Source organism: Yersinia sp. FDAARGOS_228 (assembly GCF_002073315.2).
Lineage (GTDB): Bacteria > Pseudomonadota > Gammaproteobacteria > Enterobacterales > Enterobacteriaceae > Yersinia > Yersinia intermedia.
Map to the genome: position 1 here is coordinate 1,183,933 of NZ_CP020409.2, position 26,820 is coordinate 1,210,752.

Here is a 26,820-nt window from a genome sequence, read left to right on the forward strand (position 1 = left end):
GAAAATCTTATACCCTTGGTCCTTAACGCCACAACGGTGTGCGCTGCAACGGCAATGACTTTGGCTATATAAAGTGAATCTCTATTCGTAATATTTTTTTAATATTATTACCCCGCTAACTAATTGGCGGGCGACTAGAATGATGGTATTAAGAATAGCTATTTCTTACTTTTCGTATGGGAATAATTATACCTAATGCTAAGTGCTAGAAATTTGATGTGATCGATTGTTTTGTTTTATTTGAACCTACTCAGGCGCATTACTAGCAAAAACGTGATCCCAAACAGGATCTACTGGGCTAAAGTCTTTTTTTCAGTGCGAAATGCTGAATTTAGGCGAGAAATCTGGCTGGGGAGTGACAGATTTGTCTGGGTGAGTAGATGCGAGTAGACTGCATCCCCTGTTTGATTTCGGAGTTAACCACCATGAGCGAAACGGCAAGCTGGCAGCCGAGTGCACCTATCGCCAATTTGTTGAAGCGCGCAGCAATAATGGCAGAGATCCGGCGCTTTTTTGCCGATCGTGGCGTATTAGAAGTTGAGACGCCAACCATGAGCCAAGCGACAGTGACGGACGTTCATTTAGTCCCATTCCAAACCCGGTTTGTTGGCCCGGGCGCTGCCGATGGCCTGACGCTGTACATGATGACCAGCCCTGAATACCACATGAAACGTTTATTGGCGGCGGGCAGTGGATCTATCTATCAATTGGGGCGCAGTTTCCGCAATGAAGAAGCTGGCCGTCATCACAATCCTGAATTCACCATGCTGGAATGGTATCGCCCACATTATGATATGTATCGCTTAATGAATGAGGTTGATGACCTGTTGCAGCAAATACTGGATTGCAATAGCGCTGAAACCCTGTCTTATCAGCAAGCATTTCTGCGCCATTTAGACATCGATCCATTGTCGGCAGATAAAGCGCAACTGCGCGAAGCAGCGGCAAAACTGGATTTAAGCAATATTGCCGATACAGAAGAAGATCGCGATACATTATTGCAACTGCTGTTTACCGTCGGGGTAGAACCGCACATTGGCCGCGATAAACCGGCCTTCGTTTATCATTTCCCGGCGTCTCAGGCTTCACTGGCAGAGATCAGTACCGAAGATCACCGTGTGGCGGAACGTTTTGAGGTTTACTTCAAAGGCATTGAGTTGGCGAATGGTTTCCATGAGCTCACTGATGGTGATGAACAACTGCAACGTTTTGAGCAAGATAATCGTATTCGTGCCAAACGTGGTTTACCGCAGAACCCGATTGATATGAATCTGATTGCCGCCTTGAAACAAGGCTTACCGGATTGCTCGGGGGTGGCGTTAGGTGTTGATCGTTTGGTGATGTTGGCACTGGGGGCAGAAAGGTTAGATGATGTTATTGCATTCCCGGTAGGGCGTGCTTAATAACCCCTCGCCCTTGGCGCCGCAGCGGTGTTCGCTACGTTCACGAACCCGAATCACTTACTGATGCAAGCTCATCGGGATTAATGAACTTGCTGCCTTGCTGCAACACCCATGACTTTGGGTAATATTCCTGATTATTGGGCCTGACTCTTCACAGAGTCAGGCCATTTTTCTATCGATAGGTCAACTTAACTTACAAGCTACCCGGTGTGCGGCCGCGCCCTGAAGTAATAGTGCGGCCAGCGCCACGCCCCAGCGTTTCCAACCGAGCCTGGAAGGGTGGGAATGGCAGAGTAATACCGTGCTCACGGTAACCGGCCAGAATCAACTGGTGGATCTCATGGCGCAGTGGCATACGGTGGCCCATTTCGGCGGCGTAAATACGCAGTTCGAAAATCTGAATCCCTTGCTGAAGATCAACCAGATAGACCTCTGGCGGCGGGTTATCCAATACCAAAGTACAGCGGCGTGCAGCAGTAAGTAGCACCTCAGTCACTTCCTCACTGCTGGTTTCAGCCGGTGCCGGTACTGTTAGTACCACACGGGTAATTGAATCCGACAATGACCAGTTAATAAATTGCTCAGTAATAAATGCTTTATTCGGCACGATAATTTCTTTGCGATCCCAGTCAGAGATAGTCGTGGCACGGGTATTGATTTTGGTCACGCTACCGGTGAGATCACGTATGGTCACGGTATCGCCGATACGGATTGGTTTCTCGAACAAAATGATCAGGCCAGAAACGAAGTTGGCAAAAATCTCCTGCAAACCGAACCCCAAACCTAAACCAAGTGCGGCAACCAACCATTGGAATTTCGCCCATTCGATCCCCAGCATAGAGAAACCGAGCAAGCCGCCGAACAGGATCAACAGATATTTGGTGATGGTGGAGATGGCATAACCGGTACCCGGTGTCAGATCCAGATGCTGCAACAGCGCCAGTTCCAATAGGGCAGGCAGATTGCGCACTAACTGAGCCGTCACAACCATCACTAAGATAGCGATCAACAGGGATCCCATGGTGATCGCCTGTACTGACTCAATACCGTTAATGGTGGATGACACATCCCACAGGCGAATATTTTCCAAGAAACCAAAAGCTGAATGAATCTCAGACCACAGAGCGATCACTGAAACCAAGGCGATCATCGTCAGGATCGATCGCACTAGCCGCAGGGACTGGGCGCTGATCACATCCAGATCAATGACCGGTTCCTCAACATCAATGGACCCTTCGGTACTGTTATTGTGCGGTGTATCTTCTTCACCACGTGCGCGCTGCGCCAGAATATCGGCGCGCCGCTGTTTGGCGCGGTCAAAGGCAATACGGCGGCGCTGAATTAACATCCAGCGGCGGATAATATGGTAAACCACCAACAGGAAGAACCAGATGGCAACTGAGGTTTCCAAACGCGCCAGCAGCGCCTGTGAGGTGGTGAGATAACCGAGTGCCGAGGCCAGTGCAGCAATCAGTGGCGCAGACAGCAGTAGCCCCCATAACGCCACATTAATGATGTTTTCACCTGAGCCTTTTTTATCCAGATAGAGCGGAATACCCGCCCGTTTCAGGCTATTGGTCACCAGACTTAAGGCAACACACAGCAAAATAAAGCACAAGCGGCCTAGGGTGCCCGCAAATTCACGGTCGTTATAATTCTCAAAAGTAATTAGCGCCATCATCAATGGGATAATCAACCACACAGACATGCGATAGAAACGCATTGCCCGCCCAACCTGCGCTGGTGACCAGCGGAAGTGGGTGATAAACAGGCCATGAGGATGTGCAAACGAGGCACTTATCATAAACAGCCACAGTACTGGCACGGTGGCTGTGACGGCATTACCAATGGCGATCGCCATTGGATATGACCAGGCGTTTTGCAGGCCATAACCGAGAGCGGCCCACAACACCGGCAGCGGCAGTGCCACCAGAATTGACCAGAAAACGGTGCGTAACGTCAGAGAGAAATGGTCTTGCGTAACCTTACCTACCCGGCTGCTAGCACGCTCCAGGAAGGCATGATAGTGGCGACGCGAGCTGATACTGAAACCGACAAACAGCAGGGCGGCGATGACCGGTAGCAGCGTCTCCTGGCTGGTCATCATCATGACGAACGCGCGACTTAACTGCGCAAATGTATCCAGCGACAGCAAGCGGGTCAGGTCATGAGCGACGTTAATCGGGTAAGACAGCGATATTGGGCTGACATCTGCGACCCAAAATAGATAACGGTGAGTGGCCTCGCGCACCTCACTTAGCGCATCCACCAACTGACTGTTGGCCACTTTCAACTTGGTTAATTCTAGGATCTGGGTGTCATAACCGGACAGTAGCGAGTTCAGCAATTCACGCTGTGTGCGCCACTGAGCATCAAGGATCCGCTGCTGCTCGGTGGTGAGCGGTGTGCCATCATTTTGTTTTAATTTGACGTTTTGCTGCTGCAACTTCTCCAGCATATCTTCATATAGCAGGCGTTGAACCCGCAACTGTGCCATATCACGATCCAGCTGCTGGGATTTCGGCACTTCAGGCAATCTTGCAACCTGTGCCCGCAGTGTTTCCCCTAATGCGGTTGAAACGCCCAGCCACTGGGCCTGTTCACGAATAGTGCTGAGAGCTTGCCGGACTTGTTGGGTCTGGGCTACCGCTTGCCGTTGTTGCGAAGAGATCAGATCAATGCGTTGCGCCTGTTGATTCAGCGCTTGCGACAGCTCGCGGTTGGTTTGCAGTTCCTTAATAATTGACTCAGGTAAGTCGCCCCCTTGTTCCGCCAGTAACTCGGTGCGTTCAAGAGCCTGTTCTGCCGCCTGCTGGCGTTGGTTATTCAGATTATTACGTAAACTTTGGAGTTGAGCATCTACCCGCTCTTGACGCTTTTTGTATAACTCGGCACGTAGCCGTGACAGCTCTTGCCGGTTGTTGGCGGAGAGCTGAGAAAGTTCCAGTTCATTGGCTTTGGCCTTACGGGCCACCGCTTCTGCTTGCAGTAATGCAAACTGTGCTTGAGCGACTGGATTTGCAGGGTTGCTTTGCGCCTGAAGCCGGGCGCTGATTTCAGCCAGAATTCGGCGAGCTTCTGATTGCTGCTGAGGCAGCTGGCTGAGGGACTCACTGATTTCCCGCGCCCGGTCCTGTTCCTGTTGCGACAAACGGCTTAATTCCAACAACTGGCTGCTGATTTGCAGCACTTGTTGTTCCAGCTCGGATGTGGACATGTTACTGGGGACGGGCAGGGGTTTATCCCCTTCCTGAGCCAATTCCTGGCGTAACTCGCGGGTCAGCTTGGGGAAATCATCAATGGCTTTTTGATACTGCTGTGCGCGGATATCAGACTCTTTTGCATCCGCCAGCCAGCTAAGAGCCGATTGCAGCGCCTGAACAATTTCGGTCTGATTTGGCATCCCTTTATTGGTTTCAGCCTGTTTCAGCTCTTGTCTGAGCTGATCTTCATTAGGCTGAGTTGCCGCATGTAACGGCAGAGACAGCAACATGACAAATGACAGTAATAAGCCAAAAGAGAGTAACTTGCCAAAAGGCTGCGAAATTATTAGGCGCACGTAAGGGTTCCTTAACATCGATTACGTTTATACCCGTCATCCTTCAAGCTGCAAGCAGCGTTCAAATCTGCTGTTGGCAGGGGTGTCACCCAGTGAGTTGACTGGTGCCAACTCATCGGGATTATGAGCCTCAAAGAGGCTCACCCTGCGGGCTAGCATAAATGCAGTTCAAAATGGTTTACAACCAATTTGTCACTCGCTTGCCGCTTTCCTGCAACTCGAATTATTTAGGGTATAGCAGTGCAAGGCCGTTCAGGGACGGCTTCGGCTAATACTTCACCCATGCGGGTAACAGAACCGCTGTTTAACTGTGGTGCTAAATAGACTTTACCTTCAGCAAACAAGTTAATCACTGTCGAGCCTAACTTAAAGCGGCCCATTTCTTGCCCTTTTTCCAGCACTACCGCGCCTTCAGCCCCTGCTTGTGGATAGGTCCAACGACGAATCACACCTTCTCGTGGCGGGGTAATGGTGCCAGCCCAGACGGTTTCTATGCTGCCAACAATAGTGGCACCTACCAGAATTTGTGCCATCGGGCCAAAGGCGGTATCAAAGATGCAAATAACACGTTCATTACGTGCAAAGAGATTAGGCACATTAGCCGCAGTCAATGGATTGACCGAGAACAAATCACCAGGCACATAAATCATTTCGCGCAAGACACCGTCACACGGCATATGAACGCGATGGTAGTCACGCGGGGCCAGATAGGTGGTGACAAAATGACCATTTTGGAATTCAGCAGCCAGCATATAGTTACCAGCCAGCAGGGCTTCCAGCGTGTAGTTATGGCCCTTTGCCTGCAAAATTTGCCCGTCATGAATTGCGCCTAACTGGCTAATAGCGCCGTCGGCAGGTTGTGCCAAGAGGTTTTCTTCCGCGACAACAGGGCGCACACCTGCGCGCAGTGGGCGCACAAAGAACTCATTGAACGAACGATAAGCTGAGAACTCAGGGTCCTGGGCTTCCTTCATATCAACATGGTAATAGCGGGCAAATGCCTTGATCACCAATTGGGTCAGCCAGCCACCTTGCTTATCTGCCCCCCAGCCAGCCAAACGGGTCAGGCCAAGTTTTGGGAGTAAATATTGTAATCTGATTTTGATACTGTCCAGCACGTAGACCTCTGGGTAAACGGTAAAATTAATAAGGGGCGCATTATACCCGTCGCCCTTCAAGATACAGGGGGTTGGCTGCCTTTACTCACCCCAGTCACTTACTTGAGTTAGTGACTGGGGCTTCGCTCAACTGCCGCTTGCCTGCATCTCGACGTCACTTGGGTATATATCTTTCTGCGCCCACAGTTTTTAGCTAAAGCATGTTCGACAGGACTATTTCAACAGGACGATCGCGACATCATTTCTCGTCGCTATCTGATGTCTTACGCGGCTTCGCCTGTTCCATACTTTCCAGAATCCGATGGTAATTATCGAAACGCTCTTCAGCGATCTTGCCTTGTTCTACCGCTTCGCGCAGTGCACAACCGGGATCGGTGGTATGGCTGCAATCACGGAATTTGCAATGACCGAGATAATCACGGAATTCGACAAATCCTTGAGTGATTTGTTCCGGTGCCAGATGCCAGAGGCCAAATTCACGCACCCCTGGGGAGTCAATCACATCGCCGCCTTGCTGGAAGTGATATAAGCGGGCTGCGGTGGTGGTGTGCTGACCCAGACCTGAGTTACCCGACACGGTATTCACCAGAATTTCGTTATCCGTTGGCGGTAGCAGGGCATTCAGCAGGCTGGATTTACCCACACCAGACTGACCGGCAAAGATACTGATGCGCCCGGCCAGCGCCTTTTCAAAGGCTTCCATCCCTTCGCGGGTTTGGCTTGAGACTTCCAGCACGTTGTAGCCAATGCGGCGGTAAATTTCCATCATGCCATCAACGAATTTACGGCCATCGGCATCCAGTAAATCGATTTTATTCAACACAATTAACGGTTCGACTTCCAGTGTTTCACAGGCCACCAGATAGCGATCGATAATATTAAGAGAAAGTTCAGGCAAGATCGCCGAAACGATCACGATCTGATCGATATTCGCGGCGATCGGTTTCACGCCATCATACAGATCAGGGCGTGTTAGCACGGATGTGCGCTCATGCACAGCTTCGACAATACCTTTAACCCGCACACCTTCCTGAGCTTGCAAGCCCGGACGCCAGACCACACGGTCACCGGTAACCAGTGATTTAATGGTACGGCGGATGTTACAACGGTGTTGAACACCATCGGTGGCTTCGACATCGGCGTGCTGACCGAAACGACTGATTACGATACCTTCTTGCGCATCGCCAAGCTGAGAGTCATCTAACTCAGGTTTTCTATCAGTGCGTAGCCGACGCTGATGGTTTGCCTGCACACGGCGTTGTTGACCTTTCGACAGTTTATTCTTACTCACTGCGCCTCACTTGAATCTGCATTAATACCCTTCATACTTGAAGCCGCTGGGGCCACCAGGTTTACTCTCCCGCGGCGTAAGCCTATCGGGGCTCGTTCACTTGCTGCCTACCTGCAACGCCAATTTCTTTGGGTATATCGCTGGTTGCGACCAAAAGGGCTATGATACACATTATTTTATCAATTAACCGTTTGTTCGGTAGTCTCACCCGCTAACAGGCAGGAAATATTATGGCAGAGAATCAAAATAATCTGATCTGGATCGATCTGGAAATGACCGGCCTTGATCCTGAGCGCGATCGGATCATTGAGATAGCCACTCTGGTCACCGATGCTAATCTTAATATTCTGGCAGAAGGCCCAGTATTGGCAGTCCATCAGTCAGATGAACAGCTTGGGCTTATGGATGAATGGAATGTGCGTACCCATACCGGCAGCGGTTTGGTTGAACGAGTTAAAGCTAGCCCATTTAGCGATAGTGATGCTGAACTACAAACCATTGAATTCTTGAAGCAGTGGGTTCCAGCAGGTGCTTCACCTATCTGTGGTAACAGTGTGGGCCAAGATCGCCGCTTCCTGTTCCGCTATATGCCAGAGCTTGAAGCCTATTTCCACTACCGTTATCTGGATGTCAGCACGCTAAAAGAGCTGGCACGCCGCTGGAAGCCAGAGATCCTGCCGGGTTTCAAAAAACAGAATACCCATCAGGCGCTAGACGATATCCGCGAATCTGTGGCTGAGCTTGCCTATTACCGCGAGCATTTTATTCAATCTTAATCCCCTGCGGCCTTGAAGTAGCAGGGGTGTTAGCTGCACTCACTTACCCGAATCACTTACTTATGTAAGCTCATCGGGATGCGTTTGCTGGCTGCCTACCTGCTACTCCAATGACTTTGGGGATTTGCTGCGGCCTTGAAACAGCAGGGGGTTAGCTGCACTCACTTACCCAAATCACTGACTGCCCGTTGACCTTAAAATAAATAGACTCATCGGGATGCGTTTGCTGGCTGCCTACCTGCAACTCCAATAACTTTGGGTATATACTTTGCCTGATGCTGGTAAAAGCGCCACATTGCTGTTTTAATCGGCACTTGAACCAAAAAATGATTTTTTTGCTTTTAGGGGCTTGCGGCAAAACGGATTTCTCGTATAATGCGCACCCCGTACCGATGAAGAATTCGCAAACATGCGCAGACCGATTTAGTACGAGTTATGTGTAGAAGAAGTTGTAAAAAGTAAGGCGGCACAAAGCGGGAATAGCTCAGTTGGTAGAGCACGACCTTGCCAAGGTCGGGGTCGCGAGTTCGAGTCTCGTTTCCCGCTCCAATCTTTAACCATAAAGACAGTGGCCAGCAGTACAGCAGCTTTAGTTCAGAAGTCAGAAATATAAGTGATACGTTATTTTTTTATGATGTATGGCAGCGACGCGGGAATAGCTCAGTTGGTAGAGCACGACCTTGCCAAGGTCGGGGTCGCGAGTTCGAGTCTCGTTTCCCGCTCCAAAATTTATTTCTGAATAAGCAGTAAATATCAAATGCTGTTACATACAGCAGGGTGCAAAAGCATCTCAATGCGGGAATAGCTCAGTTGGTAGAGCACGACCTTGCCAAGGTCGGGGTCGCGAGTTCGAGTCTCGTTTCCCGCTCCAAAATTTTCATTCAATTCTATTATTTTTTATCCACAGCCGCGCTACGCGTCATGCCGCGTTGTACATACAATGTATTAACTTCGTCAACAGACTTATCCACAGATTCTGTTCTTTTTATATCCAGCTCATATTTTATCCACTGCAAAGCCCTCTTTTATATCTCTTTGATTTAGCGATATATATTTTTCTGTGAAAACGTTATGCCGATCACTTGCGCTTTTTTTCGCGCTTGATTGCCAAGGTGTTTTTATTTTTATGCACAGGAAAACTCTGAGTTCATTCATTATAAAAATACATAAAAAAAAGCTATACCAAACAGCATATAGTTTCAGGTAACGGGGGATATCAGGCATCCCGTGGCAGGCCTTTTTCAATAGCCCGCACCAGCCTTTTTTTCTGTGGCGATTGAACATCCACAATCAGTGTAGACCGTCTTTTCAATTGTTGTGAGATTGACCACTCAATATGTTCATCTAACATCGGATGAATCCCGCGACGCGCTTCCAGTGCCAATACGATACTGTCGAGATAGGGAGCATTGCCCAAAGCGACTGAGATATTACGTAGCCAGCGCAGGTGACCAATGCGGCGGATGGCGGAACCTTCCGTAACCCGCAAAAATTTCTCTTCGTTCCAGGCAAATAAATCCAGTAACTGTGGCGTGTGTAGCACGGCGCGTGGGCTGAAGTCTTCTTCATCGGTTAATTGTGAGAAGCGGTTCCAGGGGCAGATAAGCTGGCAGTCATCACAACCATAAATACGATTCCCCATTAGTGGACGAAATTCTTCTGGTATCGCCCCTTCTAATTCGATGGTCAGGTAGGAGATACAGCGGCGAGCATCAACGGTATAGGGCGCAACGATAGCGCCGGTCGGGCAGGTGGTGATACAGGCGACGCAACGGCCACATTGCTCTTCTTGCGGCTTATCAATCGGCAGCGGCAGGTCAATCAGTAATTCGCCGAGAAAGAACCAGGAACCCGCATCACGATTTAAAATTAGTGAGTGCTTACCAACCCAGCCAATCCCTGCTTTTGCAGCCAATGACCGCTCCATAATGGGGGCGGAATCCACAAATGGGCGGAAATTGATGTCACCGTGAGCCTGCTCCAGACAATAACTCTGAATCATATCGCCCAATCTCTTCAGCCGCTGGCGCAACAACTTATGATAATCACGGCCCAGCGCATAGCGACTGACATAACCTAACTCAGCATTGTTTAATGTGCTGGCAAATGCAGCCTTGGCAGGGAGATAATTCATTCGCACGCTGATCACCCGCAAGGTTCCGGGTAATAATTCATGGGGTCGCGCGCGCAGCATACCGTGGCGAGCCATCCAGGCCATTTCGCCATGATATTGTTTATCAAGCCAAGTCTGTAAACGCGGTTCTTCCGCAGACAAATCCGTATCGCAGATACCGACTTGCTGGAAACCTAGCGATTGCCCCCATTGCTTGATATGTTGGGCTAATTGATTCAGATCGAGGGGGTGTGCCATGACGGACCATAGTAAGAAACAAATCGGTATTAGTTTACCACACTCTGTTTTTTCTGCGGACTGGGTACGCCAGAACGAGGCCGTGGCCGCAGCATACTTCTCTCTAACGTTATTTGATCTGATGGTCAGAGCGGGCGATGCGGCTTTTGAACTGGCGCGTAAACAGTATCCAGCGGCGCGTCACTGGTTGATCTTGTGTGGCCACGGCAATAATGGTGGCGATGGCTATATCGTTGCGAGTCGGGCCTTAGCGGCGGGGCTGAATGTTACGCTTATTGCCTGCCCCGGCAATCGGCCATTACCCGCAGAAGCGCATCAGGCGCAATCCCAATGGCTGGCTGCCGGCGGTGTGATTCATCAACCTGATACCCCGTGGCCTCAACATATTGATTTGATTATCGATGCATTATTGGGTATTGGCCTGCGGGCAGCACCGCAAGGCGTTTATGCTACGCTGATTGACACCGCGAATCGCCATCGTGCAGCTAAAGTTGCTTTGGATATTCCTTCTGGGCTCAGTGCCGACAGTGGTGCTGCTCCTGGCTCCGTTATTCGCGCAGACCACACCCTGACTTTTGTCACGCTGAAACCGGGTTTGCTCACTGGTCAGGCCCGTGATTGGGTGGGGCATGTACACTGCAATGACTTGGGGCTAACCGCATGGCTGCTCACCCAACCGGTACAAATTGAGCGAATGACCGCTGATCATCTACCCCAATGGCTGAAGCCACGCCGCCCTTGTGCTCATAAGGGGGAACATGGTCGATTGTTGCTGGTGGGCGGAGACAAAGGGCTGGGAGGTGCGATTAGGATGGCGGGTGAAGCCGCTCTGCGCAGTGGGGCTGGCTTGGTGCGAGTGCTCACTCACATTGAACATGTCGCACCGATTTTGGCAGCGAGGCCAGAGCTGATGGTACAAGAGCTAACGCAGGAAACTCTTGAGCAAGGTATTGGCTGGGCTGATGTCTTGGTTGTCGGTCCGGGGCTGGGGCAATCCGATTGGGGCCGGAATGCGCTGAATTTATTGCAACAAAGTGATAAACCAGCATTATGGGACGCAGATGCACTCAACTTACTGGCATTAAATCCGCATAGGCGTCAGAATCGGGTATTGACCCCACATCCGGGGGAAGCTGCTCGTCTGCTTGGTTGCCGCGTCGCTGATATTGAGAGTGACCGCTTACTTTCGGCCCGAAACATCGTTAAACAATATGGTGGTGTGGTGGTATTGAAAGGTGCTGGTACTCTGATTGCCAGTGAACAGGGCGAGATGGCGATTGCTGATGTTGGTAATGCAGGGATGGCCTCCGGTGGCATGGGGGATATTCTGTCCGGTATTATTGGTAGTTTGATAGCACAAAAGCTGGTGCTGTATGATGCCGCCTGTGCAGGTTGTGTCGTGCATGGCGTTGCCGCAGACAAACTGGCCGAAGTTCAAGGCACCCGGGGTTTACTGGCGACAGATTTGCTGCCGGTTATTCCGAAGTACGTTAATCCTGAGTTAGCAAGATAGATATCACAGAATGAAAGAACTCGTTTTACCTCTGCCTGATGAGGCAGCGACCGTTGCATTAGGGGCTACTTTGGCCCATGCCTTCAATGGTGCCAGCGTTATTTATCTGTTCGGCGATTTAGGTGCCGGAAAAACGACTTTCAGCCGTGGCTTCCTTCAAGCCCTTGGGCATGTTGGCCACGTTAAAAGTCCTACTTATACCTTGGTTGAACCTTATGCGTTAGCCCCAAGACCGGTTTACCATTTTGACCTGTATCGTCTGGCGGATCCTGAGGAGCTGGAGTTTATGGGTATTCGTGATTATTTCGATGAGCGGGCAATTTGCCTGGTGGAATGGCCACAGCAAGGTGAAGGGTTCTTACCTCGAGCCGATATCGAGTTACATTTGGCTTATCAGGCCGAAGGGCGTGAAGCCCGGCTGGTTGCTCTTTCCGATGCGGGTGCGGATGTATTGCGCCGTTTAGCTGCTGTGCAAGGATAATCTGATAATGATGCATAGCTTGTCGCTAATAAATCGCTGCAAACGATCATTTACCGCAGTAATGCTGGTTATGGTGAGTTTATTAAGCCTGCCTTCTGCCTTGGCTATGAAGCTCACCGATATTAAAGTGAACAATGGCCCGACGGAAAGCAGGGTGACGCTCAGTTTTGATGGCAAACCGATTTATGCCTTTTTCTCGTTGAGTTCGCCTGAACGAGTGGTCTTGGATGTCCGCCAAAGCGGTAATCTCTCCGGTTTGCCCCTGGAGTTCAGTGGGCAAAATCTGCTGAAAAGAATTCGCTCCAGTACCCCGAAAGATGAGCAAAGTACCCGTCTGGTGCTGGAACTGACGCAGAAAGTTAAAACCCGCGCGGTGACACAGCAGTCGGGCAGCAACTACACGGTCGTCATTACCATGACCGCGACCGCCCCTGCTCGTCAGGTGCAAACCACGTTAAGCCCAAACAATACGTTAAGCCCAAACAATAGGCCACTGAGCCAAACCAATACCCCTAGCCCGAATGCTGGGCGTTTGACGCCGCCGATAAATAGCGTGAATACGACACCGCGCGTGACCAGTTCAAACACCACATCTGAGGCTAAAAACCCGTTTAATAATAAGCCGACTGTGGTGGTCAGCACTGATACCATCACCACCAATACCGCCCGCCCGATTAAAGCCAGCCGTGTAGCTAATAGCGATCGCGTAGTGGTGGCTATTGATGCGGGTCACGGTGGGCAGGACCCAGGTGCTATTGGGCAAAATGGCCTGAAAGAGAAGAATGTCACGATTGCCATCGCCCGCCGACTTGAAGCATTGCTTAACAGTGACCCCATGTTTAAACCGGTTTTAACCCGTAATGGTGATTACTTCATTTCGGTCATGGGCCGTTCGGATGTAGCCCGTAAGCAGGGCGCTAATGTGCTGGTTTCTGTTCATGCGGATGCTGCCCCTAACCGCAGTGCCACGGGGGCTTCGGTCTGGGTTCTGTCAAATCGCCGTGCTAACAGTGAGATGGGTAGCTGGCTGGAACAGCATGAGAAGCAATCTGAATTGCTTGGTGGTGCCGGTGACGTGTTAGCTAACACCGCGTCGGACCCTTATTTGAGTCAGGCGGTATTGGATCTCCAATTCGGCCATTCCCAGCGAGTGGGCTATGACGTAGCAACCAAAGTGCTGCGTGAGCTACAAACCGTGGGCGACATTCATAAACGTCGGCCTGAACACGCCAGTCTTGGGGTGTTACGTTCACCGGATATTCCATCGTTATTAGTGGAAACCGGCTTTATCAGTAATAGTACGGAGGAGCGGCTGCTTGGCAGTAGCGCGTATCAGGAGAAGATTGCTCAGGCCATTTATAAAGGCTTGCGCAGTTATTTCCTCGCGCATCCGCTACAAGCCGACCCAAAGGTCGAAAACCGCCCGCTAATAGAAACAGCGGCGGTTGATTCTTCAGTACAGCGTTCAAGTGTTAATCAGCCAGATCCGATTGTCAGCAATGCGCAAAGTGGCAGAGTCTCTGCCGTCAAGCCGGTGGCGACAGGTAAAAGCCAAATTCATAAAGTGCAACGTGGCGAAACCTTATCCGGCATTGCGAGCCAATACGGCGTCAGCATGGCGGTATTGCGGCAAAACAATACGCTGAAAAATGATGTGGTGTGGGTAGGGCAGCGTTTGAAAGTGCCGGCATCGGGCCGCACGGTAACGGCAGCGGCACCCAAAACCAGCGCAATTGCTAAAAACAAAACCATAAAACATCAGGTAAAACGCGGTGATACGCTATCAGCCATTGCGGCCAGATATGGCGTATCGATGAGTGAGATTGAGCGGGCGAACAAGATAAAATCAGGTAACGTCCAGCTAGGGCAAACCCTCACGATCCCACAATCGTAAGCGAAAGGAACTGCTATGCCGATTCATATTCTGCCACCACAGCTTGCTAACCAAATTGCCGCCGGTGAAGTGGTCGAGCGGCCTGCGTCGGTAGTTAAAGAGTTGGTAGAAAACAGTCTGGATGCAGGAGCCACCCGGATTGATATCGATATTGAACGGGGTGGCGCCAAACTTATTCGTATCCGCGATAATGGCTGTGGCATCGGCAAAGAAGATTTATCACTGGCGCTGGCGCGCCATGCCACCAGTAAGATCAGTTCGCTAGAAGATCTGGAAGCTATCCTCAGCATGGGGTTTCGTGGCGAAGCACTGGCCAGTATCAGTTCAGTCTCACGCCTGATTTTGACTTCACGCACTGCCGAACAAAATGAAGCCTGGCAGGCTTATGCGGAAGGGCGTGATATGGCTGTCACCATCAAGCCAGCGGCGCATCCGGTGGGTAGCACCCTTGAAGTGCTGGATCTGTTTTATAACACGCCAGCGCGCCGCAAATTTATGCGCACTGAAAAAACCGAATTTGGTCATATTGATGAAGTGGTGCGGCGCATTGCGCTGGCGCGTTTTGATGTGGCGATAAACCTGAGTCATAACGGTAAGTTAATGCGCCAGTACCGCGCAGCCCCTGACCCTTCACAGCACGAACGCCGCCTGGCGAGCATCTGTGGCCCGGCCTTTTTGCAGCATGCACTGGCCATTTCTTGGCAACATGGTGATTTAACCATCCGTGGGTGGGTGGCCGATCCTGCCGCCAGCCGCACGCTCAGTGAAATGCAGTATTGTTACGTCAATAATCGCATGATGCGTGACCGGTTGATTAATCACGCCATCCGACAGGCCTATCAAGATTTACTCAAAGACGATCAACAACCGGCTTATGTTTTGTATCTGGATATTGATCCGCATCAGGTGGATGTAAATGTGCATCCGGCGAAACATGAGGTGCGTTTCCATCAGGCGCGGTTGGTACATGACTTTATTTATCAGGCTGTCACTACTGTTTTACAACAGGCAGCTTCGCCGGTGCTGAATATCAATGAAGATGGTGAAGAGATAGAGGCACCACGTTGGCAGCCGGAAAACCGTGTGGCGGCAGGGGGGAATAAGTATGCTCAACCTGAGCCTGCGAAAGCTTCTCCGGCAGAGCGGACACGGGTTTCAGAGAAAGTATCAACTTCTGAACCCACGGTAGCGACAGCGCGGTCACCTGCCCGTGAACAAGCAGCACCTGGCTATAGCGCTGGGCAACCCTACCAAAAGCAGCAAGGCGAATTGTATCGTCAATTGGTGCAACCCGCCGCGGTGAGCCAAGCTGTAGAACAGTCAGCCCCGGCGCCAGCTCCGCGCTCTGCATCAACCGATGAGCCACTTCATGGCGATAATTACAGTTTTGGTCGAGTATTAACGGTATTCCCGCCAAGCTATGCTTTAATTGAATATAAACAAGGCGTGGCATTACTGGCACTGACCGTTGCTGAGCGCTGGTTGAAACAAGCTCAACTGAACCCGCCAGTCGAGGGTTTACGCCCTCAGCCATTACTTATTCCATTAAAACTGACATTAGATAAGAATGAGGCCGCAGCCTGTCTGCGCCATCAGAACTTATTGGTTACTATGGGGATAGAATTGGCTGTTGAGCAAACAAGAGCCACTTTACGTGCTGTATCTTTACCATTACGCCAACAAAATTTACAAAAACTGATACCGGAACTGTTAGGCTATCTGTCGCAGCATGAAGAGATATCGCCAGATGTTCTGGCCACATGGATTGCCCGCCACCTTGGCAGCGAACATGAGGTTTGGAATGTGTCTCAAGCGATACAGTTATTGACGGATGTGGAACGTCTTTGTCCGCAGTTGGTGCAATCACCGCCTGCTGGATTATTACAACCTATTGATATAAAGGCTGCATTGGCAACCCTGACACATGAATGATATTGAAAACCTAGACCGGCCACCGGCAATTTTTATTATGGGGCCAACCGCTTGTGGTAAAACAGCGCTCTCTATCGCGCTTCGACAGCGGTTACCTGTGGAGTTAATTAGCGTCGACTCTGCCTTGATCTATCGTGGCATGGATATCGGCACTGCTAAGCCTAATGCTGAAGAGCTGGCGTTAGCACCACATCGGCTGATTGATATCCGTGACCCGGCTGAATCCTACTCAGCCGCTGATTTCCGTAAAGATGCATTGAAAGAGATGGCCGATATTACCGCTGCCGGGCGAATTCCGCTGCTGGTGGGGGGGACCATGTTGTATTTTAAAGCGCTGTTGGAAGGTTTATCTCCGTTGCCACCCGCAGACCCGCAAGTGCGCCAGCGTATTGAACAACAGGCCGCTGAGTTGGGTTGGGAGGCATTGCATCAACAGTTAACCGAGGTAGACCCGGTTGCTGCGGCGCGAATTCATCCTAATGATCCCCAACGGCTTTCCAGAGCACTGGAAGTTTTTTTTATTTCAGGTAAAACGTTAACGGAACTGACTAAAATTTCGGGTGAAACCTTACCCTATAGGGTTCACCAATTTGCGATTGCGCCTGTTAGCCGGGAACTGTTGCACCAGCGGATTGAATTACGTTTTCATCAGATGCTGGACGCAGGGTTTGAAACAGAGGCTAGGGCGCTTTTTGACCGCGGTGATTTGCATACGGATTTGCCTGCCATTCGTTGTGTGGGATACCGGCAGATGTGGTCTTATCTGTCTGGTGAGATTGATTATGACGAAATGGTTTACCGTGGAGTTTGTGCGACACGTCAACTGGCAAAGCGCCAAATGACTTGGTTACGGGGCTGGAGTTCAGTTCAGTGGCTCGACAGTGATAAGCCGGGAGAGGCTTTAGACTCTGTAATACAGGTTGTTAGTGCATAGGTTGAATGATTGTGTACAATTGATTAGTACTCAACGCGCGGATTTTTTTTACGCAGTTTATTTTCGAGCCGATAGGTTCTTAGTTAAAAACAACAAGCAAATAAGGAAAATATAGAATGGCTAAGGGGCAATCTTTGCAAGATCCGTTCCTGAACGCATTGCGTCGTGAACGGGTTCCGGTTTCTATTTATTTAGTGAATGGCATTAAACTGCAGGGCCAAGTTGAGTCTTTTGATCAGTTTGTCATTCTGTTAAAAAACACAGTCAGCCAGATGGTCTATAAACACGCCATCTCTACTGTAGTGCCTTCTCGCCCGGTTTCGCATCACAGCAATACGCCGAGTGGAAGCACCAATAATTATCATGGTAGTAATCCGTCTGCGCCGCAACAACCGCAGCAGGATAGCGATGACGCTGAATAAAGCGCATTGCTGGTCGACCATGACGGGGAACATAAACAACGGATTCGGGTTTATGTTCTCCGCACTAGCGGTTTTAATCCGTTTGAGAGGTTGCACGTTTGTTTGACCGCTATGAAGCCGGTGAGCAGGCCGTACTGGTTCATATCTATTTCTCGCAAGACAAAAACTCAGAGGACCTGCGTGAGTTCGAAGCGCTAGTATCTTCTGCGGGCGTAGAGGCTTTGCAAATTGTGACGGGTAGTCGCAAAGCACCACACCCTAAGTATTTTGTCGGTGAAGGAAAGGCCGAAGAAATTGCTGACGCGGTGAAAGCCAGTGGCGCGTCTGTCGTCTTGTTTGATCATGCCCTTTCCGCAGCGCAAGAGCGAAATCTTGAGCGTTTGTGTGAGTGTCGGGTCATTGATCGTACTGGGCTAATCTTAGATATTTTTGCCCAACGGGCCCGTACCCATGAAGGTAAATTACAGGTCGAATTAGCGCAATTACGCCATATTGCGACCCGTTTGGTACGTGGCTGGACGCATCTTGAGCGTCAAAAGGGGGGGATTGGCCTAAGAGGGCCAGGTGAAACCCAGTTGGAGACCGACCGCCGTTTGTTACGCGACCGTATCAGCTTGATTTTGAGCCGTTTGGAGCGGGTAGCAAAGCAGCGTGAGCAAGGGCGGCGTGCGCGTACCCGTGCTGAAATTCCGACAGTATCTTTGGTGGGATATACCAATGCCGGTAAGTCCAGCCTGTTTAACAAAATTACGGCAGCCGATGTGTATGCGGCTGACAAATTATTTGCCACGCTGGACCCTACTTTACGCCGTATTAGTGTGGCTGATGTGGGCGATACAGTGTTGGCGGATACGGTAGGTTTTATCCGGCATTTGCCGCATGATTTGGTCGCTGCTTTTAAAGCGACATTACAAGAAACACGGCAAGCCTCATTACTGTTACACATTATTGATGCAGCAGACCCTCGGGTAACTGAGAATATAGCCGCAGTTAATTCTGTTTTGGCAGAAATAGAGGCGGATGAAATACCTACATTATTAGTAATGAATAAAATTGATTTGTTGGATGATTTTGTTCCGCGAATTGATCGCAACGAAGACAATCTGCCAGTCAGAGTTTGGCTTTCAGCCCAAACCGGCGCAGGGATCCCGTTGCTCTTTCAAGCGTTGACGGAACGTCTTTCAGGTGAGATCGCACACTTTGAATTACGTTTGCCGCCTCAGGCAGGTCGTCTACGTAGCCGTTTTTACCAGCTTCAGGCAATTGAAAAAGAGTGGATAGACGAGGACGGGAACGTCGGTATGGTGGTAAGAATGCCTATCGTTGATTGGCGTCGTCTCTGTAAACAAGAGCAAGATTTGGTCAGTTATATTATTAATTAGTCGGCGTGGCTAATTATTTGATTACTTGACCTTTTTTGTGAGATTAAGAGCCAGCTTCTTTGGCATGTGCTCTTGGCCTGAAGAAAACCAATCATAGAAGAATGGAGCTAAAACATGGCGTGGAATCAGCCCGGTAATAACGGACAGGACCGCGATCCGTGGGGGAGCAGCAATAATAATGGCGGCAACTCTGGCGGAAATAACAATAATAAAGGTGGTCGTGACCAAGGGCCGCCTGATCTGGATGATATCTTCCGAAAACTGAGCAAAAAACTGAGTAGCCTCGGTGGTAAAGGTGGCGGCAGCGGCGGCAATGATAACAGTGGTACAACAAAAGGCCCTGGTTTCAGTGGCCGGATTGTGGGTATTGCTGTGGTTGCGGTTGTGGTTATCTGGGCGGCAAGTGGCTTCTATACAATTAAAGAAGCTGAGCGCGGTGTTGTTACTCGCTTGGGTAAATTAAGCCACATTGTGCAGCCTGGTTTGAACTGGAAACCAACCTTTATCGACGAAGTCACTCCGGTTAACGTTGAATCGGTCCGTGAATTAGCCGCATCCGGCGTGATGCTGACCTCTGATGAGAACGTGGTTCGCATCGAAATGAACGTGCAGTACCGCGTGACTGATCCGGCCGCTTATCTGTTTAGCGTGACTAACCCGGATGACAGCTTGCGTCAGGCAACTGACAGTGCAGTGCGTGGTGTTATTGGTAAATACACCATGGACAAGATCCTCACCGAAGGTCGTACTATCGTTCGTAGCGATACTCAACGAGTACTGGAAGAAACTATTCGTCCATACAAGATGGGTATAACGCTGCTGGACGTTAACTTCCAGGCGGCGCGTCCGCCAGAAGAAGTTAAAGCGGCATTTGATGATGCGATTGCTGCCCGTGAAAACGAACAACAGTATATTCGTGAAGCGGAAGCCTACACCAACGAAGTCCAGCCACGAGCAAATGGTCAAGCGCAGCGTCTGTTAGAAGATGCGCGTGCTTACTCCGCTCGGAAAGTGTTGGAAGCGCAGGGTGAGGTTGCAGGGTTTGCCAAGTTGTTGCCTGAGTATAAAGCGGCACCGGAAATTACCCGTGAGCGCCTGTACATCGAAACGATGGAGAAGGTTCTCGGTCATACCCGCAAAGTACTGGCGAGTGACAAAGGTAACAGTCTGATGGTGTTGCCGCTGGACCAAATGCTGCGCGGCCAAGGCACTGATGCAAATAAAGCGGATGGCAACAAAGATACAAGTCTGATTCGTTTGAATCCGCCTTCCTCTGCTAATAGCAGTCAAGAGTCTGGTGCCAGCAACACTAATACCAGCTCAACCAGTGGCTCTATCATGGATCAGCGCCGGGCGAATGCTCAGCGTGATACTTCCACTCGCGTAGGGAGAGAATAACCAATGCGTAAGTCTTTTTTACTTATCGTCGTTGTGGTGTTAATCGCACTCTACGCTTCGCTGTTTGTGGTACAGGAAGGCCAGCGCGGTATCGTGCTGCGCTTTGGTAAGGTATTACGTGATAGTGATAACAAGCCGTTGGTGTATGCGCCAGGCTTGCACTTCAAGATACCGTTTATCGAAACAGTGAAGACGTTGGATGCCCGTATTCAAACCATGGACAACCAGGCCGACCGTTTCGTCACCAACGAGAAGAAAGACCTGATTGTTGACTCCTATTTGAAATGGCGTATCAGCGATTTCAGCCGTTACTATCTGGCCACCGGTGGTGGTGATGTTTCTCAGGCTGAAGTGCTGTTGAAACGTAAGTTTAGTGACCGTTTGCGTTCTGAAATTGGTCGCTTGAACGTGCGTGACATCGTGACTGACTCACGTGGGCGTTTAACTTCAGATGTTCGTGATGCGCTGAACACCGGTAGTGTGGGTGATGAAGCTGTTACCACTGAAGCTGATGATGCAATTGCCTCTGCGGCAGCCCGTGTTGAGCAGGAAACCCGTGGCAAACAGCCTGCGGTTAACCCGAACAGTATGGCGGCGCTGGGGATTGAGGTCGTTGACGTGCGAATCAAGCAGATCAACTTACCGGCTGAGGTTTCTGATGCTATCTTCCAACGTATGCGTGCTGAACGTGAAGCGGTAGCCCGTCGTCATCGTTCACAAGGTCAGGAAGAAGCAGAGAAATTGCGTGCAACGGCTGACTATGAAGTAACACGTACACTGGCAGAAGCAGAACGTCAGGCGCGTATTACTCGTGGTGGCGGTGATGCAGAAGCAGCCCGTCTGTTTGCTGACGCATTCAGTAAAGACCCAGACTTCTATGCCTTCATTCGTAGCTTACGTGCGTATGAAAACAGCTTTAACAGCGGCAATGATGTGATGGTTCTTAGCCCTGATAGCGATTTCTTCCGTTATATGAAGTCGCCGGATAACTCCAGTAAACGTCCATAACGGCTGTCGTTACAGCATGTTTTGATCGTAACAGTAAGGCCCGTTCACGCGGGCCTTTTCCATTTGAGACAAACAATGAATTCAACCATCTTATTAGCATTGGGCTTGGTTTTGGTGCTGGAAGGGCTTGGCCCGATGCTATATCCCAAAGCCTGGCGCAAAATGATTCAGGCCATGACCCAATTACCCGATGCCACTTTGCGCCGTTTTGGTGGTGGATTAGTGGTTGCAGGCGTTGTTATCTACTACATGTTGCGTAGCCGCATGGGTGGCTGAATGTAAGCACAAAAAATGTCCAGTTATGTGCTAAAAAGTACTGAAAGCAGCCGAATGAGATGTTAGAATCCTTTTTTAAGCAACCTGGTGATTTTTGAGATGGGTAAGAACGTCGTCGTACTGGGCACCCAATGGGGTGACGAAGGTAAGGGCAAGGTCGTTGACCTGCTGACTGAACGGGCTAATTATGTTGTGCGCTATCAAGGTGGTCACAACGCTGGCCATACTTTGGTTATCAACGGTGAGAAAACCGTTCTTCATTTAATTCCCTCAGGTATTCTGCGTGAAAACGTAACCAGCATCATCGGCAACGGTGTTGTATTGGCGCCTGACGCTTTAATGAAAGAGATGACAGAACTTGAAGCACGCGGTGTGCCTGTACGTGAGCGACTGTTACTCTCCGAAGCATGCCCATTAATCCTGCCTTATCATGTGGCTTTGGATAATGCGCGTGAAAAAGCCCGTGGTGAAAAAGCGATTGGTACTACTGGTCGTGGTATCGGTCCTGCTTATGAAGACAAAGTTGCCCGCCGTGGTCTGCGCGTAGGCGATTTGTTCAACAAAGAAACCTTCGCTATCAAACTGAAAGAAATTGTGGATTACCACAACTTCCAGTTAGTGCATTACTACAAAGCTGATGCAGTTGACTACCAAACAGTGCTGGATGAAGTATTAGCTATTGCTGATATTTTGACCGCCATGGTGGTTGATGTTTCTGACTTGTTGGACAGCGCTCGCAAGCGTGGTGATCTGATCATGTTCGAAGGCGCACAAGGCACCTTGTTGGACATCGACCACGGTACTTATCCGTATGTAACTTCATCTAACACCACTGCGGGTGGCGTAGCCACAGGCTCTGGCTTGGGTCCACGTTATGTTGATTACGTCTTGGGTATCGTTAAAGCTTATTCCACCCGTGTAGGTGCAGGCCCATTCCCTACCGAGTTGAATGATGAAACTGGCGAATTCCTGCGTAAGCAAGGTAACGAATATGGCGCAACAACAGGCCGTAGCCGTCGTACCGGTTGGTTGGATATCGTTGCAGTGCGTCGTGCAGTGCAGATCAACTCCCTGTCTGGTTTCTGTATGACCAAACTGGATGTGTTAGATGGTCTGAAAGAAGTGAAGCTGTGTGTTGGCTACCGTATGCCTGATGGCCGCGAAGTTGATACGACGCCACTGGCTGCTGAAGGCTGGGAAGGTATCGAGCCAATTTACGAAACCATGCCAGGCTGGTCAGAAATCACCTTTGGCGTGAAAGAACACAGCAAGTTGCCACAGGCAGCCCTGAACTACATCAAACGTGTAGAAGAGCTGACCGGTGTTCCGGTTGATATCATCTCTACCGGCCCAGACCGTGACGAAACCATGATCCTGCGCGACCCATTTGACGCATGATCCGTTTGATTTATGATTAAGCGGCTAACCGCCAAATAATCAGAATTCAGACTTCAATAAGCCGGGCTTAGGTCCGGTTTATTGTATATACCGGTCATACATTGTTAACTGCCACGCCAGTTACTTTGGGTATAATGAGATGCAGAAGTGACCTCGGATATGCCGTTTTATACCAAAAGTTCCACCCTTCACCTAAATGATTAGCCGCAGGCTTTGTGGCTGGTTTATCATTCAAAGAATATATCCGTCATACTTCAAGTTGCATGTGCGTTTGGCTGCCTTTGTTCACCCTAATCACTTACTGATGTAAGCTCTCTGGGATCCGTGTAGTTGCCGCCTTCCTGTAACGCGAATTATTTAGGGTGTACGTTATGTAAATAGCGCTTAGAATCGCACTTATAACCGATCAAAAAAGTGTTATTTCAGATGGGCTTAAGCCGGGTAAACTGATACTCAGGGGTATACGTGCAGTTAACAAGTTTTACTGATTACGGTTTGCGGGCGCTTACTTATATGGCTTCGCTACCGGAAGGCCAAATGACCAGCATTTCTCAGGTAACTGAGGTCTATGGTGTGTCTCGCAATCATATGGTTAAAATAATCAATCAGTTGAGCCGTGTAGGGCTGGTGACCGCCGTGCGAGGCAAAAATGGTGGCATACGGCTGGGTAAACCGGCTAACCAGATTCGAATTGGTGATGTTGTGCGCCAACTGGAGCCGTTGTCTCTGGTGAATTGCAGTAGTGATTTTTGCCACATAACACCTGCTTGTCGCCTGAAACAAGTACTTAATCAGGCGGTACAGAGTTTCCTTAACGAGCTGGATAACTATACTTTGGCTGACATGGTCAAAGATAATTCCCCGCTCTACAAATTATTACTTGTTGAGTAGGTTTTTGCTTAATCAAAGACATATATACCCAAAGAACTTGGAGTCGCAGGTAGGCAGCCAGTAAACGAATCCTGATGAGCTTACACTGGTAAGTGATTCGGGTGAGAGCGCGCAGCTAACACCCCTGCGGCTTCAAGTACGCAGGGTATAAGACCTGCTGATGGCAACGGAGGAACCGCAATGTCACAAGATCCATTCTTGGAACGAGAAGCAGAGAAGTATGAGTCACCGATCCCTAGCCGGGAATTCATTTTGGCTCATCTCGCGAAGCGCGAAACACCTGCCAGCCGTGAAGAGCTGGCCAATGAACTTAATTTAACCGGTGAAGAGCCTTTAGAGGCCCTGCGCCGCCGCCTGCGCGCCATGGAGCGTGATGGGCAATTGATCTTCACCCGTCGTCAGTGCTACGCCTTGCCGGAGCGCCTTGACTTACTGCGCGGGACTGTTATTGGTCACCGTGATGGTTTTGGCTTTTTACGTGTTGAAGGCAGTAAAGACGACCTGTATCTCTCCGCAGAACAGATGAAAACCGCCATTCATGGTGATGTGGTATTGGCCCAGGCAGTTGGTGCTGACCGCAAAGGTCGCCGTGAAGCGCGTATCGTGCGCGTATTAGTACCAAAAACCAGCCAGATCGTTGGCCGCTACTTTACCGATGCAGGTACTGGTTTTGTGGTACCGGATGATGGTCGATTAAGTTTTGATATTCTGATCCCGCCAGAAGCTATCAACGGTGCGCGGATGGGTTATATGGTGGTGGTCGAGTTGACCCAGCGCCCGACCCGCCGGACTAAAGCCGTGGGTAAGATTGTTGAAGTTCTCGGTGAAAATATGGGCACCAGCATGGCGGTAGATATCGCACTGCGTACCCATGAAATCCCCCATACCTGGCCGCCACAAGTTGAAAAACAAGTGGCAGACCTAAAAGAACAAGTACCGGAAGAGGCGAAGAAAGGGCGGGTGGATTTACGCAATCTGCCATTGGTCACTATTGATGGTGAAGATGCCCGCGACTTCGATGATGCAGTTTACTGCGAGAAGAAACGCGGTGGTGGCTGGCGCTTGTGGGTGGCCATTGCTGATGTTAGCTATTATGTGCGCCCACGCACCGCGCTTGATGATGAAGCTCGCAACCGTGGTAACTCGGTTTACTTCCCATCGCAAGTGGTTCCGATGTTACCGGAAGTGCTATCAAATGGTCTTTGCTCCCTGAATCCGCAGGTAGACCGCCTGTGTATGGTGTGTGAGATGACCATCTCTTCCCAGGGTAAGCTGTCGTCGTATAAGTTCTACGAAGCGGTGATGAGTTCCCACGCTCGTCTGACCTACACCAAAGTGTGGCGGATTATTGATGGTGAAGAGACGCTGCGTGAGCAATATAAGCCGCTGGTGCCGCATCTGTTAGAACTGCATACCATGTACAAGGCGCTGGATCAGGCCCGTGCTGAGCGTGGTGGTATCGCGTTCGAAACCGAAGAAGCCAAGTTTATCTTCAATGCGGAACGGCGCATTGAACGTATTGAATCGACGGTGCGTAATGACGCGCATAAGTTGATTGAAGAGTGCATGATTTTGGCGAATATCTCTGCTGCTCGTTTTGTCGAAAAACACAACGAACCCGCATTGTTCCGTGTGCATGACCGCCCAAGTGATGACCATATCTCCGCACTGCGTAGCGTGCTGAATGAGCTGGGCCTGACCTTAGGTGGTGGCTTGAAGCCAGAGCCGAAAGATTACGCCGTACTGATGGATGAAGTTGCTGATCGCCCGGATCATGAGATGCTGCAAACCATGTTGCTGCGCTCAATGAAGCAGGCGATTTACGATCCAGAAAACCGGGGTCACTTTGGTCTGGCGCTGGCCTCTTATGGTCATTTCACCTCACCAATCCGCCGTTATCCTGACTTAGCAATGCACCGCGCTATCAAGTACCAGCTCGCCAAAGAGCAAGGCAATCAGAAAGAGCGTTGGACACCTACCGGTGGCTGGCACAGTGAGTACGAAGATATGCTGCAATTGGGCGAACACTGCTCAATGACTGAACGCCGCGCTGATGAAGCTACCCGTAACGTAGCGGACTGGCTGAAGTGTGATTTTATGCAGGATCAGGTTGGTAAAGTCTTCACGGGGATCATTGCCAGTGTTACCGGTTTTGGTTTCTTCGTGCGTCTGGATGATCTGTTTATTGATGGTTTGGTGCATGTTTCCAGCCTGGATAATGACTATTACCGTTACGACAACATCGGCCAGCGTCTGATCGGTGAATCCTCAGGTCAGGTTTACCGCTTGGGTGATACCGTAGAAATTCGGGTCGAGGCGGTACATATGGATGAGCGCAAAATTGACTTTGCTCTGGTTTCCAGTACCCGTAAGCCGCGTGGTGAGGGTAAAACAGCCCGAGATAAGGCGAAGAAGGCTGATGGGCAGCGCACGATGCGTGATACCTCAACCGGTCGTGGTGGGCGTGGCAGTTCATCTGGTGCTCCGCGCCGTGATGGCGCGCCAGCCGGTGGTGGGCAGCAACGGCCTCGTCGTGCAAAAAAACCAGTGAACTTCGAGCCGGATAGTGCATTCCGCCCAGCGGATGCAGCCGCTAAACTGGACGATAAAGCGCTGGCTGAGAAAAAAGCCAAAGCGAAAGCAAAACGAGCGTCCGCTAAAACCAAAAAAATTGCCGCCGCCACCAAGGCCAAGCGCGCGAAGAAGAAAACCAGCAGCGACCAGTAATGGTCTGCTGATTGTCGGGTGGCTTTGGCCACCCGCATTCGTTTAC

Annotated in this window: 19 protein-coding genes and 3 tRNA genes; 18 read left to right on the forward strand and 4 right to left on the reverse strand. The window is 50.3% G+C overall.

The genetic code is table 11. The features are described 5' to 3' along the window. Positions 1 to 425: 425 nt before the first annotated feature. Positions 426 to 1,403 (forward strand): elongation factor P--(R)-beta-lysine ligase, encoded by a 978-nt coding sequence (gene epmA / locus A6J67_RS05395; protein WP_042568695.1) that lies wholly within the window; start codon positions 426 to 428, stop codon positions 1,401 to 1,403. Positions 1,404 to 1,596: 193 nt separating this feature from the next. Here epmA and mscM read toward each other — a convergent pair whose 3' ends face one another. From mscM to rsgA, 3 genes are all read right to left on the reverse strand, one after another. Further along, positions 1,597 to 4,980, reverse strand: coding sequence for a miniconductance mechanosensitive channel MscM (gene mscM / locus A6J67_RS05400; RefSeq protein ID WP_042568694.1), 3,384 nt, complete (start codon positions 4,978 to 4,980; stop codon positions 1,597 to 1,599). A 209-nt stretch (positions 4,981 to 5,189) separates the two neighbouring features. Continuing rightward, complete coding sequence (asd, locus tag A6J67_RS05405) at positions 5,190 to 6,080, reverse strand: archaetidylserine decarboxylase (RefSeq protein WP_005187492.1); 891 nt, start codon at positions 6,078 to 6,080, stop codon at positions 5,190 to 5,192. Positions 6,081 to 6,318: 238 nt separating this feature from the next. Then, positions 6,319 to 7,371: a small ribosomal subunit biogenesis GTPase RsgA gene (gene rsgA / locus A6J67_RS05410; protein WP_005187493.1), complete on the reverse strand. Its 1,053-nt coding sequence runs from the start codon at positions 7,369 to 7,371 to the stop codon at positions 6,319 to 6,321. Between the two features lie 230 nt (positions 7,372 to 7,601). Here rsgA and orn point away from each other — a divergent pair, with 230 nt between their 5' ends. The 4 genes from orn to A6J67_RS05435 all read left to right on the forward strand — a co-directional run bounded on the left by orn (position 7,602) and on the right by A6J67_RS05435 (position 9,018). Next, complete coding sequence (gene orn, locus A6J67_RS05415) at positions 7,602 to 8,147, forward strand: oligoribonuclease (protein WP_005187496.1); 546 nt, start codon at positions 7,602 to 7,604, stop codon at positions 8,145 to 8,147. 473 nt (positions 8,148 to 8,620) lie between these two features. Further along, positions 8,621 to 8,696 (forward strand) — tRNA-Gly (locus tag A6J67_RS05425). 100 nt (positions 8,697 to 8,796) lie between these two features. After that, a tRNA-Gly gene (locus tag A6J67_RS05430) sits at positions 8,797 to 8,872 on the forward strand. A 70-nt stretch (positions 8,873 to 8,942) separates the two neighbouring features. Further along, positions 8,943 to 9,018: transfer RNA gene (locus A6J67_RS05435), tRNA-Gly, on the forward strand. A gap of 345 nt (positions 9,019 to 9,363) precedes the next feature. Here A6J67_RS05435 and queG read toward each other — a convergent pair. Beyond that, positions 9,364 to 10,518 (reverse strand): tRNA epoxyqueuosine(34) reductase QueG, encoded by a 1,155-nt coding sequence (gene queG / locus A6J67_RS05440; protein ID WP_005193182.1) that lies wholly within the window; start codon positions 10,516 to 10,518, stop codon positions 9,364 to 9,366. On the opposite strand from queG, the gene nnr reads away from it, so the two are divergent. The 13 genes from nnr (at position 10,517) to rnr (ending at position 26,774) form a co-directional block, all read left to right on the forward strand. After that, positions 10,517 to 12,031 carry a bifunctional ADP-dependent NAD(P)H-hydrate dehydratase/NAD(P)H-hydrate epimerase gene (gene nnr, locus A6J67_RS05445; protein ID WP_032908013.1) on the forward strand — a complete coding sequence of 505 codons (1,515 nt, stop codon included), beginning with the start codon at positions 10,517 to 10,519 and terminating at the stop codon, positions 12,029 to 12,031. The two genes, queG and nnr, sit on opposite strands and share 2 nt — an antisense overlap. Positions 12,032 to 12,041: 10 nt before the next feature. After that, positions 12,042 to 12,512 (forward strand): tRNA (adenosine(37)-N6)-threonylcarbamoyltransferase complex ATPase subunit type 1 TsaE, encoded by a 471-nt coding sequence (gene tsaE, locus A6J67_RS05450; protein ID WP_005193189.1) that lies wholly within the window; start codon positions 12,042 to 12,044, stop codon positions 12,510 to 12,512. A gap of 61 nt (positions 12,513 to 12,573) precedes the next feature. Beyond that, positions 12,574 to 14,406, forward strand: a complete 1,833-nt coding sequence (amiB, locus tag A6J67_RS05455) for an N-acetylmuramoyl-L-alanine amidase AmiB (RefSeq protein ID WP_050288363.1) — start codon at positions 12,574 to 12,576, stop codon at positions 14,404 to 14,406. Between the two features lie 15 nt (positions 14,407 to 14,421). Beyond that, entirely contained in the window at positions 14,422 to 16,338 is a 1,917-nt protein-coding gene (gene mutL / locus A6J67_RS05460; RefSeq protein WP_050297148.1) for a DNA mismatch repair endonuclease MutL, read from the forward strand. Beyond that, positions 16,331 to 17,272, forward strand: coding sequence for a tRNA (adenosine(37)-N6)-dimethylallyltransferase MiaA (miaA, locus tag A6J67_RS05465; RefSeq protein WP_050073045.1), 942 nt, complete (start codon positions 16,331 to 16,333; stop codon positions 17,270 to 17,272). The genes mutL and miaA overlap by 8 nt, the downstream gene beginning before the upstream one ends. Before the next feature lie 116 nt (positions 17,273 to 17,388). Next, entirely contained in the window at positions 17,389 to 17,694 is a 306-nt protein-coding gene (hfq, locus tag A6J67_RS05470; protein WP_002209151.1) for an RNA chaperone Hfq, read from the forward strand. Between the two features lie 98 nt (positions 17,695 to 17,792). Further along, a complete protein-coding gene (hflX, locus tag A6J67_RS05475) occupies positions 17,793 to 19,076 on the forward strand; it encodes a ribosome rescue GTPase HflX (protein WP_005193207.1) in 1,284 nt (427 codons plus the stop codon). Between the two features lie 114 nt (positions 19,077 to 19,190). Beyond that, positions 19,191 to 20,474, forward strand: coding sequence for an FtsH protease activity modulator HflK (gene hflK, locus A6J67_RS05480; protein ID WP_005193209.1), 1,284 nt, complete (start codon positions 19,191 to 19,193; stop codon positions 20,472 to 20,474). A gap of 3 nt (positions 20,475 to 20,477) precedes the next feature. Continuing rightward, on the forward strand, positions 20,478 to 21,482 hold the full coding sequence (gene hflC / locus A6J67_RS05485; RefSeq protein ID WP_005193212.1) for a protease modulator HflC: 1,005 nt from the start codon (positions 20,478 to 20,480) through the stop codon (positions 21,480 to 21,482). A 75-nt stretch (positions 21,483 to 21,557) separates the two neighbouring features. Next, positions 21,558 to 21,758: a DUF2065 family protein gene (locus tag A6J67_RS05490; protein WP_005193214.1), complete on the forward strand. Its 201-nt coding sequence runs from the start codon at positions 21,558 to 21,560 to the stop codon at positions 21,756 to 21,758. A gap of 99 nt (positions 21,759 to 21,857) precedes the next feature. Continuing rightward, positions 21,858 to 23,156 carry an adenylosuccinate synthase gene (locus A6J67_RS05495; protein WP_032908015.1) on the forward strand — a complete coding sequence of 433 codons (1,299 nt, stop codon included), beginning with the start codon at positions 21,858 to 21,860 and terminating at the stop codon, positions 23,154 to 23,156. 465 nt (positions 23,157 to 23,621) lie between these two features. After that, the gene (gene nsrR, locus A6J67_RS05500; protein ID WP_005193293.1) at positions 23,622 to 24,047 is read left to right on the forward strand and encodes a nitric oxide-sensing transcriptional repressor NsrR; all 426 of its coding nucleotides are present in this window, start codon (positions 23,622 to 23,624) and stop codon (positions 24,045 to 24,047) included. A gap of 180 nt (positions 24,048 to 24,227) precedes the next feature. After that, the gene (rnr, locus tag A6J67_RS05505) at positions 24,228 to 26,774 is read left to right on the forward strand and encodes a ribonuclease R (RefSeq protein ID WP_032908031.1); all 2,547 of its coding nucleotides are present in this window, start codon (positions 24,228 to 24,230) and stop codon (positions 26,772 to 26,774) included. Positions 26,775 to 26,820: the final 46 nt, after the last annotated feature.

Excerpts from the sequence above, each read along its gene's own strand:
- epmA (WP_042568695.1), top strand. The coding sequence starts at position 426 with ATGAGCGAAACGGCAAGCTGGCAGCCGAGTGCACCTATCGCCAATTTG.
- orn (WP_005187496.1), top strand. The coding sequence starts at position 7,602 with ATGGCAGAGAATCAAAATAATCTGATCTGGATCGATCTGGAAATGACC.
- tsaE (WP_005193189.1), top strand. The coding sequence starts at position 12,042 with ATGAAAGAACTCGTTTTACCTCTGCCTGATGAGGCAGCGACCGTTGCA.
- hfq (WP_002209151.1), top strand. The coding sequence starts at position 17,389 with ATGGCTAAGGGGCAATCTTTGCAAGATCCGTTCCTGAACGCATTGCGT.
- hflC (WP_005193212.1), top strand. The coding sequence starts at position 20,478 with ATGCGTAAGTCTTTTTTACTTATCGTCGTTGTGGTGTTAATCGCACTC.
- nnr (WP_032908013.1), top strand. The coding sequence starts at position 10,517 with ATGACGGACCATAGTAAGAAACAAATCGGTATTAGTTTACCACACTCT.
- rnr (WP_032908031.1), top strand. The coding sequence starts at position 24,228 with ATGTCACAAGATCCATTCTTGGAACGAGAAGCAGAGAAGTATGAGTCA.
- mscM (WP_042568694.1), bottom strand. The coding sequence starts at position 4,980 with ATGTTAAGGAACCCTTACGTGCGCCTAATAATTTCGCAGCCTTTTGGC.
- A6J67_RS05495 (WP_032908015.1), top strand. The coding sequence starts at position 21,858 with ATGGGTAAGAACGTCGTCGTACTGGGCACCCAATGGGGTGACGAAGGT.
- A6J67_RS05490 (WP_005193214.1), top strand. The coding sequence starts at position 21,558 with ATGAATTCAACCATCTTATTAGCATTGGGCTTGGTTTTGGTGCTGGAA.
- miaA (WP_050073045.1), top strand. The coding sequence starts at position 16,331 with ATGAATGATATTGAAAACCTAGACCGGCCACCGGCAATTTTTATTATG.
- queG (WP_005193182.1), bottom strand. The coding sequence starts at position 10,518 with ATGGCACACCCCCTCGATCTGAATCAATTAGCCCAACATATCAAGCAA.
- hflK (WP_005193209.1), top strand. The coding sequence starts at position 19,191 with ATGGCGTGGAATCAGCCCGGTAATAACGGACAGGACCGCGATCCGTGG.
- mutL (WP_050297148.1), top strand. The coding sequence starts at position 14,422 with ATGCCGATTCATATTCTGCCACCACAGCTTGCTAACCAAATTGCCGCC.
- amiB (WP_050288363.1), top strand. The coding sequence starts at position 12,574 with ATGCTGGTTATGGTGAGTTTATTAAGCCTGCCTTCTGCCTTGGCTATG.